Source organism: Isoptericola sp. NPDC060257 (genome assembly GCF_042726645.1).
In the GTDB taxonomy this organism is placed as follows: domain Bacteria; phylum Actinomycetota; class Actinomycetes; order Actinomycetales; family Cellulomonadaceae; genus Isoptericola; species Isoptericola nanjingensis.
This window is the reverse complement of sequence record NZ_JBHXAW010000012.1, coordinates 24,533-32,784: the sequence shown is the minus strand read 5'-3', so window position 1 is coordinate 32,784 and position 8,252 is coordinate 24,533. Positions and strand designations below refer to the sequence as shown.

At 72.7% G+C, this 8,252-nt stretch carries 8 protein-coding genes; 6 read left to right on the top strand and 2 right to left on the bottom strand.

Annotated features, from left to right (window positions below):
* Positions 1 to 1,131: trigger factor (gene tig, locus ACFWEK_RS02205; protein ID WP_430552938.1), on the top strand; the 1,131-nt coding region annotated here is incomplete at its 5' end.
* Between the two features lie 50 nt (positions 1,132 to 1,181).
* On the opposite strand, the gene ACFWEK_RS02200 is transcribed toward tig, so the two are convergent.
* Positions 1,182 to 2,162 carry a DMT family transporter gene (locus ACFWEK_RS02200; RefSeq protein ID WP_430552937.1) on the bottom strand — a complete coding sequence of 327 codons (981 nt, stop codon included), beginning with the start codon at positions 2,160 to 2,162 and terminating at the stop codon, positions 1,182 to 1,184.
* Between the two features lie 34 nt (positions 2,163 to 2,196).
* Here ACFWEK_RS02200 and ACFWEK_RS02195 point away from each other — a divergent pair, with 34 nt between their 5' ends.
* The 4 genes from ACFWEK_RS02195 (at position 2,197) to clpX (ending at position 5,756) form a co-directional block, all read left to right on the top strand.
* Positions 2,197 to 2,787 carry a TetR/AcrR family transcriptional regulator gene (locus tag ACFWEK_RS02195; RefSeq protein WP_430552936.1) on the top strand — a complete coding sequence of 197 codons (591 nt, stop codon included), beginning with the start codon at positions 2,197 to 2,199 and terminating at the stop codon, positions 2,785 to 2,787.
* Between the two features lie 136 nt (positions 2,788 to 2,923).
* Positions 2,924 to 3,544, top strand: coding sequence for an ATP-dependent Clp protease proteolytic subunit (locus ACFWEK_RS02190; RefSeq protein ID WP_430547200.1), 621 nt, complete (start codon positions 2,924 to 2,926; stop codon positions 3,542 to 3,544).
* Positions 3,545 to 3,626: 82 nt separating this feature from the next.
* Positions 3,627 to 4,325 carry an ATP-dependent Clp protease proteolytic subunit gene (locus ACFWEK_RS02185; RefSeq protein WP_430547199.1) on the top strand — a complete coding sequence of 233 codons (699 nt, stop codon included), beginning with the start codon at positions 3,627 to 3,629 and terminating at the stop codon, positions 4,323 to 4,325.
* Positions 4,326 to 4,481: 156 nt separating this feature from the next.
* Positions 4,482 to 5,756 carry an ATP-dependent Clp protease ATP-binding subunit ClpX gene (clpX, locus tag ACFWEK_RS02180; RefSeq protein ID WP_429728324.1) on the top strand — a complete coding sequence of 425 codons (1,275 nt, stop codon included), beginning with the start codon at positions 4,482 to 4,484 and terminating at the stop codon, positions 5,754 to 5,756.
* A gap of 24 nt (positions 5,757 to 5,780) precedes the next feature.
* On the opposite strand, the gene ACFWEK_RS02175 is transcribed toward clpX, so the two are convergent.
* Positions 5,781 to 7,574 carry an AMP-dependent synthetase/ligase gene (locus ACFWEK_RS02175; RefSeq protein ID WP_430552935.1) on the bottom strand — a complete coding sequence of 598 codons (1,794 nt, stop codon included), beginning with the start codon at positions 7,572 to 7,574 and terminating at the stop codon, positions 5,781 to 5,783.
* 156 nt (positions 7,575 to 7,730) lie between these two features.
* On the opposite strand from ACFWEK_RS02175, the gene ACFWEK_RS02170 reads away from it, so the two are divergent.
* Positions 7,731 to 8,120, top strand: a complete 390-nt coding sequence (locus ACFWEK_RS02170) for a chorismate mutase (RefSeq protein ID WP_430547169.1) — start codon at positions 7,731 to 7,733, stop codon at positions 8,118 to 8,120.
* The last annotated feature ends 132 nt before the right edge of the window (positions 8,121 to 8,252 follow it).

Sequence of the window (8,252 nt, the reverse complement as noted above, 5' to 3'; positions counted from 1 at the left end):
GAAACTGCACAGTCTCTGCGCCCCCTGGGCCAGCCCGAGGTCGAGGTGACCGAGATCCCCGCCAAGGCCGGCGAGGGCCAGCTCGCGTTCACCGCCGAGGTCGAGGTCCGCCCCGAGATCACCCTCCCGGACCTGTCCGGCATCGACATCACGGTGGACTCCACCGAGGTGAGCGACGAGGACGTCACGGAGCGCCTCGACGCGCTGCGCGAGCGCTTCGGCACCCTCGTGGGCGTCGACCGCCCGGCCGCCGAGGGCGACTACGTCGTCATCGACCTCAAGGCCGTCATCGGTGACGAGGAGATCGACTCGGTCTCCGGCGTCTCCTACCAGATCGGCGCCGGCAACATGCTGGAGGGCCTCGACGAGGCGCTCACGGGCCTGTCGACGGACGAGACCACGACCTTCGCCACCAAGCTCGCCGGCGGCGAGCACGAGGGCGAGGAGGCGCAGGTCACCGTCACGGCCACCGCCGTCAAGGAGCGCGACCTGCCGACGCCGGACGACGACTTCGCCCAGCTCGCCTCGGAGTTCGACACCCTCGAGGAGCTGACCGCGGACCTGCGCGAGCAGGTCGCGTCGATCAAGACGTCGAACCAGGCCGTCGCCGCCCGCGACCTGCTGCTGGAGAAGCTGCTGGAGGCCGTCGAGGTCCCGGTGCCGTCCGGCGCGGTCGAGGCCGAGGTGCACCGCCACCTGGAGTCGGAGAACCGCCTCGAGGACGACGAGCACCGCGCCGAGGTCACCGAGGACGCCACCAAGGCCCTCAAGAACCAGATCCTGCTCGACACGCTGGCCGAGAAGCTCGAGGTCCAGGTCGGCCAGGGCGAGCTCGTCGAGTACCTGGTCCAGGCCTCGCAGCAGTACGGCATGGACCCGAACCAGTTCATCTCGACCCTCGACCAGGGCGGCCAGATCCCCGCCATGGTCGGTGAGGTCGCGCGCTCCAAGGCCCTCGCCGTGGCGCTCCGCGACATCGAGGTCAAGGACTCCGACGGCAACGTCGTCGACCTGACCGAGTTCATCGGCACGGAGGAGGAGGACGCCGCGGCCGCCGAGGTCGAGGAGCCCACCGAGACCGCCGCGTCCGACGAGGCGTCGGAGGAGGCCGAGGAGTCGGCCAAGGCCTGACCCTCGGAGCCCCTCCGGGCCACCCGGACCCACGCCGGCCCGCATCGTCCTCATGGACGGTGCGGGCCGTCGTCGTCCTCGGGGCTGCGCCGGGACCCGCCGCGCAGCACGGCGGCGACGCCGAGCGCGGCCAGGCCGAGCCCGATGCCGCCGACGGGGGAGAGGGGCTCGTCGAACAGCGCGGCGCCCGCGAGCGTGGTGGTCGGGACGACGAGGAAGAGCAGGGCGTTGAGCGTCGTGACGTCGACGCGCCGCAGCAGGGTCCAGTACAGGGCGTAGGCGCCCAGCGACGGCACCAGCGCCAGGAACGCGGTCGCCCCCCAGAAGGCGGGGTCGGCCGGGGGCGCTGCCGTGCCGGTGACGAGCGCGAGCGCGGCCAGGGCGACCGCGGCCACGGCCGAGTGCAGCGCCAGCAGGGGGCCAGCCGGGAGCGTCGCGGGGCGGCGTCGCTCGAGGAAGGTCGCGGCGACCAGCGAGGCGACGGCCGCGACGGGCAGGGCATAGGCCCACGCGGGCGCGACGGTCGAGCGCAGGTCCCCGGCGACGACGGCCGCGACGCCGGCGAACGCCGCCGCGAGCCCGGCCCACTGCGGGCCCCGGACGCGCTGGCCGAGCAGCGGGCCGACCAGGGTCGCGACGACGACCGGTTGCACCGCGTCGACCAGCGACGTCGTGCCCGCGGACACGCCGAGGGCGATCGCGCCGTACACCGGCAGCACGTAGCCGACCTGCGACAGGAGGCCGACGACGACGTGGTGCGCCGCCGCCCGCGGCCCGGGGGGTGGGCGAACGAGCCGCGTCGTGCCTGCGGGCGCGCGGGCACGGCGGCGGCGCCGCAGGAGCCGGGCCGCGCCCAGGCCGGCCACGAGCACCGCGGTCACGACGGCGTAGCGCCACAGGAGCAGGGTGGGCACGGCGGCCTGACCGGTCCCGAGTCGCGCGCCGAGGAACCCCGAGCTCCACGAGAGCACGAAGGCGGCAGAGGCGAGGGCGGTCACCGCGCCTGCAGGTATACAGGTCTGTTTACTCACGATCGTCAATATACAGATCTGTATAGTTGATCGCATGACCGAGCAGATCGCGCCGTCGGCGCCCCTCACCCCGGCGGCGCGCCGGATCCTCGAGGCCGCGTCGCGCCTGTTCTACGCGCGCGGCCTGCACGCCGTCGGCGTCGACACGATCGCCGCGGAGGCGGGCGTCACCAAGAAGACGCTCTACGACCGCTTCGGCTCGAAGGAGGCGCTCGAGGTGGCGTACCTGCGCGCCCGCGACACCCGGTGGGAGGAGCTCCTGGGCCGGAGCCTCGCGGCGCACCCGGCCGCCGGCGTCGACCGGGTCCTGGCACTCTTCGACGCCGTCGAGGAGTGGTCGGCGGCCGAGGGCGGGCGCGGGTGCGCCGCGATCAACGCCCGCGCCGAGGTGGACGACCCCGGGCACCCGGTGGCCGTCGAGGTCGCCCGGCAGAAGTCGTGGGTCCGGGACCGCCTCGAGGCCGAGTGCCGCGCCGCCGGGCTCGCCCGCCCCGACGGGCTCGCGGACGAGCTCATGGTGCTCTACGACGGCGCGCTGGCGGCGTCGGGGACGGGTGTGCCCGGAGGGCCCTTCCGGGCGGCGCGTCGCGCCGCCGGCGCCCTGTGCGCGGCGCACGCGGCGTGAGCCGCGGCCGCCCGCGGCGTCGTCGTGTGCGCCAGCAGCGAAAAGCCCCTCCGCCGGGACGTTTCGCGCGGTGGCCGCACGTTAGGGTCGATCGACGGCGATGACGAAGGAGACGGACGTGAACGACTTGCTGCGGATGGACGGTGCGACGCCGGTGGCGCGCGCCGATGGCCCGGGCCTCGGCCTCAACGACTCCATCTACAACCGGCTCCTCAAGGAGCGCATCATCTGGCTGGGCTCGGAGGTGCGCGACGAGAACGCGAACGCCATCTGCGCCCAGATGATGCTGCTGGCCGCGGAGGACCCGGACAAGGACATCTGGCTGTACATCAACAGCCCCGGCGGCTCCATCACGGCCGGCATGGCGATCTACGACACCATGCAGTACATCAAGCCCGACGTCGCGACCATCGCGATGGGCATGGCCGCGTCGATGGGGCAGTTCCTGCTCTCCTCGGGCGCGAAGGGCAAGCGGTACATCACCCCGCACGCCCGCGTGCTGATGCACCAGCCGTCCGGCGGCGTCGGCGGCACCGCGACCGACGTGCGGATCGGCGCGCAGCTGATCATGCACATGAAGAAGGTGCTCTCCGAGCTGACGGCCGAGCAGACCGGGCAGTCGCTGGAGACGATCCTCAAGGACAACGACCGCGACAAGTGGTTCACCGCGGACGAGGCGCTCGAGTACGGCTTCGTCGACCACGTGGTCACCAACGCCGCCTCGGTCTCGGGCGGTGGCGGCGCGTCGGGCTCCTGACGCCGACCACCCGCCCCCGGAACCCACTGACTTCCCACCCGAGGAGAACACCGTGAGCTACTCAGACGAGTACCAGTTCGCAATGCGGGCCCAGAACCTGGCGGGCGCCGCGGCGCGTCCCGGCGGCGTCGCGCTCCCGTACGGGTCCAGCACCGACGCGCCGTCCGCGCGCTACGTGCTGCCCCAGTTCGAGGAGCGCACCGCGTACGGCTTCAAGCGCCAGGACCCGTACACCAAGCTGTTCGAGGACCGCATCATCTTCATGGGCGTCCAGGTCGACGACGCGTCGGCGGACGACATCATGGCGCAGCTGCTGGTCCTCGAGAGCCAGGACCCCGACCGCGACATCATGATCTACATCAACTCGCCCGGTGGGTCGTTCACGGCCATGACGGCGCTGTACGACACGATGCAGTTCATCAAGCCGCAGATCCAGACGGTGTGCCTCGGCCAGGCGGCGTCCGCCGCGGCCGTGCTGCTCGCCGCCGGCCAGCCGGGCAAGCGGCTCGCGCTGCCGAACGCCCGCGTGCTGATCCACCAGCCCGCGATGGAGGGCGGCGGCTACGCCCAGGCGTCCGACATCGAGATCCACGCCAACGAGCTCATCCGCATGCGCGAGTGGCTCGAGTCGACGCTGGCGGCGCACACGGGCAAGACCGAGGAGCAGGTGCGCGAGGACATCGAGCGCGACAAGATCCTCACCGCCGCGCAGGCGAAGGACTACGGCCTGGTCGACCAGGTGCTCGAGAGCCGCAAGCCTGCCGCTCTCGCGCCGCGCTGACCTGCACGTTCACGGGGCTCGCGGCCTCCCCAGGGGGATGGCGCGGGCCCCGTGACACGACGCACCGGGCTACTCGGCTGACAACGACGCCCCCGTGGTGTGGAATGGACGCAGGACCAGCACTCAGGACGTGCACTCACGAGATGGAGGCTCCCGGTGGCTCGGATCGGTGACGGCGCAGACCTGCTGAAGTGCTCGTTCTGCGGGAAGTCGCAGAAGCAGGTCAAGAAGCTCATCGCCGGCCCCGGCGTGTACATCTGCGACGAGTGCATCGACCTGTGCAACGAGATCATCGAGGAGGAGCTCGGCGAGGCGGCGGAGCTGGGGCTCACCGAGCTGCCGAAGCCGCGCGAGATCTTCGACTTCCTCGAGCAGTACGTCATCGGGCAGGAGCCGGCCAAGCGGGCGCTGGCCGTGGCGGTCTACAACCACTACAAGCGGGTCCAGGCGGGCGAGGCCCAGCGCGACGGCGACGACGCCGTCGAGATCGCGAAGTCCAACATCCTGCTCATCGGGCCCACCGGCACCGGCAAGACCTACCTGGCGCAGACGCTGGCGAAGATGCTCAACGTGCCGTTCGCCATCGCGGACGCCACGGCCCTCACGGAGGCCGGGTACGTGGGCGAGGACGTCGAGAACATCCTCCTCAAGCTCATCCAGGCCGCGGACTACGACGTCAAGAAGGCCGAGACGGGCATCATCTACATCGACGAGGTCGACAAGGTGGCCCGCAAGGCGGAGAACCCGTCGATCACGCGCGACGTCTCGGGCGAGGGCGTGCAGCAGGCGCTCCTGAAGATCATCGAGGGCACGACGGCGTCGGTGCCCCCGCAGGGCGGGCGCAAGCACCCGCACCAGGAGTTCATCCAGATCGACACCACGAACGTGCTGTTCATCGTGGCGGGCGCGTTCGCCGGGCTCGACGACATCGTGGCCTCCCGCGCCCGCAAGCGCGGCATCGGCTTCAGCGCCCCCATGGAGACGGTCGCCGACGACGACCTGTTCGCCGAGGTGCGGCCCGAGGACCTGCAGAAGTACGGCCTCATCCCCGAGTTCATCGGGCGGCTGCCCGTCATCGCGTCCGTGTCCCCGCTGGACCGCGACGCACTGGTGCGGATCCTCACCGAGCCGCGCAACGCGCTCGTCAAGCAGTTCCAGCGGATGTTCGAGATCGACGGCGTCGAGCTCGAGTTCGAGCAGGACGCGGTCGAGGCGATCGCCGAGCAGGCGCTGCTGCGGGGCACCGGGGCGCGCGGCCTGCGCGCCATCATGGAGGAGGTCCTCCAGCAGGTGATGTTCGACGTGCCGAGCCGGGACGACGTCGAGCGGGTGGTCGTGAGCCGCGAGGTCGTGCTGGAGAACGTCAACCCGACGCTGGTGCCGCGCACGTCGCCCGTGCGCCGTCGCACCCCCCGCGAGAAGAGCGCCTGAGCCGTACCGGGCCGCCTCGGGCCGCTACCGGGTGTAGAGCGCGTCGACCTCGTCCGCGAAGTCGCGCAGCACGAGGTCGCGCTTCACCTTCAACGACGGCGTCAGGTACTCGTTCGCCTCCGTGAAGTCGCCCTCGAGCACCCGGAACCGGCGGATCGACTCCGCCCGGGAGACGGCCGCGTTGGCCTCCTCCACCGCGGCGTCGAGCGCCGCCAGCACCCGGGGGTCGGTCCGCGCGGCGCCCACCGACATCGGCGGGATGCCCTGCGTGGCCAGCCAGCCGGGCAGCATCTCGGCGTCCAGCGTGACGAGCGCGCCGATGAAGGGGCGCTTGTCGCCCACGACGACGACCTGCGACACCAGCGGGTGCGCCCGCACCCGGTCCTCCAGCGGGGCCGGGGCGACGTTCTTGCCGCCCGCGGTGACGATGATCTCCTTGGTGCGGCCGGTGATGCGCAGGTGGCCGTGGTCCAGCGCGCCCAGGTCGCCGGTGCGGAACCAGCCGTCCACCAGCGCGTCGGCGGTGAGGTCGGGGCGACCCCGGTAGCCGCGGAAGAGGTGCGGGCCCGCCACGAAGACCGCGCCGTCGTCGTCGACCCGCACCGAGGTGCCGGGGAACGGCGGGCCGACCGTGCCGATGCGCAGGTCGGAGGGCAGGTTCACGGCGGTCGGCGCCGTCGTCTCGGTGAGGCCGTACCCCTCGAGCACCGTGAGCCCCGCCCCGCGGAAGAAGTGGCCGAGGCGGTCGCCGAGCGGCGCGCCGCCCGAGATCGCGTACCGCAGGTGCCCGCCCATCGCGGCGCGCAGCTGCGACAGCACCAGCCGGTCGGCCACCGCGTGCCGGGCCCGCAGCGTCACCGGGACGCGTCCGGCGTCGAGCGCGCGCGAGTACCGGCCCGACACGCGCGCGGCCCAGCCGAAGACACGGCGCTTGGTGCGCGACCCGGCACGCTGCTCGGCGGAGTTGTAGACCTTCTCGAACACGCGGGGGACGGCGAGCAGGAACGTGGGCCGGAACGTCCTGAGGTCGTCGGTGAGCGTCCTGACGTCGGGCAGGTGGCCGAGCACGGAGCCGCTGGCGATCACCGCGACCTGGATCAGCCGCGCGAACACGTGCGCCAGCGGCAGGAAGAGCACGGTGCGCGCACCGTCCGCCTCCAGGAGCTCCGGCAGGGCGAGGCGGGCGTTCATGGCGAGGTGCGCGAAGTTGCCGTGCGTGAGCTCGGCGCCCTTGGGGCGTCCCGTGGAGCCGGAGGTGTAGACGATCGTGGCGAGGTCGTCGCGGCGCACGGCGTCGCGGCGGTCCGCGACGTCCCGCGCGGGGACGGACGCCCCGGCCTCGCGCAGCGCGTCGACGGCACCGGTCGCGATGACGAGGACCTCCTCGAGGTCGGGCAGCTCGTCGTCCACCTGGTGCACGGCGTCCGCGTGCGCGGGAGTCTCCACCACGACGAGGCGCGCTCCGGAGTCCTCGAGGATCCAGCGCACCTGGTCGGGGGAGGAGGTCTCGTACACCGGCACGACGACGGCGCCGGCCGCCCAGGCGGCGAAGTCGAGCAGCGTCCACTCGTAGCGGGTGCGCGAGATGATCGCGACGCGGTCGCCGGGCTCGATGCCGCGCGCGACGAGGCCGCGCGCCACGGTGGTGACGTCGGCCTGGAACTCGGCGGCGGACACCGGCACCCAGGAACCGCCCGACGCGGCGCGCCGCTCGAGGAGGGTGCGGTCGCCGGCCCGGGCGACCCGGTCCGCCAGCAGCGTGCTGATGCTCGTGCCCTCGGGCACGTCCACGAGGCTCGGCGTCGTCGCGACCGTCATCTGCTCTCTCTCCGTGCGTGGGGGCGGCATGCGCTGTGCGGCATGCGGGGCGGCGTCGTGCCGCTCGGCGGGCCTGCGGGTGCCCGACCAGTCTCCGGTCGGCGTGCGGGCCGACGTGGGACCTTACACGCTCGGCGCGCCTCGTAGGATCGGGTCATGCCCGACACCCCTCACGACGTCCCCCAGGCTCCCGGCCCGCGCCCCGCGACGGACGGCATGCCCCAGGAGATCCTGGACCTGCGCGCCAGCATCGACAACATCGACGCCGCGCTCGTGCACCTGCTGGCCGAGCGCTTCAAGATGACGCGGCGCGTGGGCGAGCTCAAGGCCGTGGGCGGGCTGCCGCCCGCCGACCCGTCGCGCGACCGCCAGCAGGTCGACCGCCTCAAGGGCCTCGCGGAGGGCGCCGGGCTGGACCCGGATTTCACGGAGCAGTTCCGCAACTTCATCGTCTCCGAGGTGATCCGCCACCACGAGCGCATCGCCGAGGAGCACGCCGCCGGGCGGCGCAAGGGCGAGCTGCCGCCGCTGGACACCTACGCTTGAAGAGGTGAGATCTGACCTGGTCCGGTCCGGGTCCCCGGGAGTCCGGCCGCTGCGCCTGACGGGGTGGCGTCCGTCGCGTTTCCGTCGCAGGCTGGGTGCTTAGCCCGACGACGGACACCTGGGGGACCACGG

Coding starts and splice junctions, on each gene's coding strand:
- ACFWEK_RS02195 (WP_430552936.1), top strand. CDS start 2,197: ATGACCGAGCAGATCGCGCCGTCGGCGCCCCTCACCCCGGCGGCGCGC.
- ACFWEK_RS02190 (WP_430547200.1), top strand. CDS start 2,924: ATGGACGGTGCGACGCCGGTGGCGCGCGCCGATGGCCCGGGCCTCGGC.
- ACFWEK_RS02185 (WP_430547199.1), top strand. CDS start 3,627: ATGCGGGCCCAGAACCTGGCGGGCGCCGCGGCGCGTCCCGGCGGCGTC.
- ACFWEK_RS02175 (WP_430552935.1), bottom strand. CDS start 7,574: ATGACGGTCGCGACGACGCCGAGCCTCGTGGACGTGCCCGAGGGCACG.
- ACFWEK_RS02170 (WP_430547169.1), top strand. CDS start 7,731: ATGCCCGACACCCCTCACGACGTCCCCCAGGCTCCCGGCCCGCGCCCC.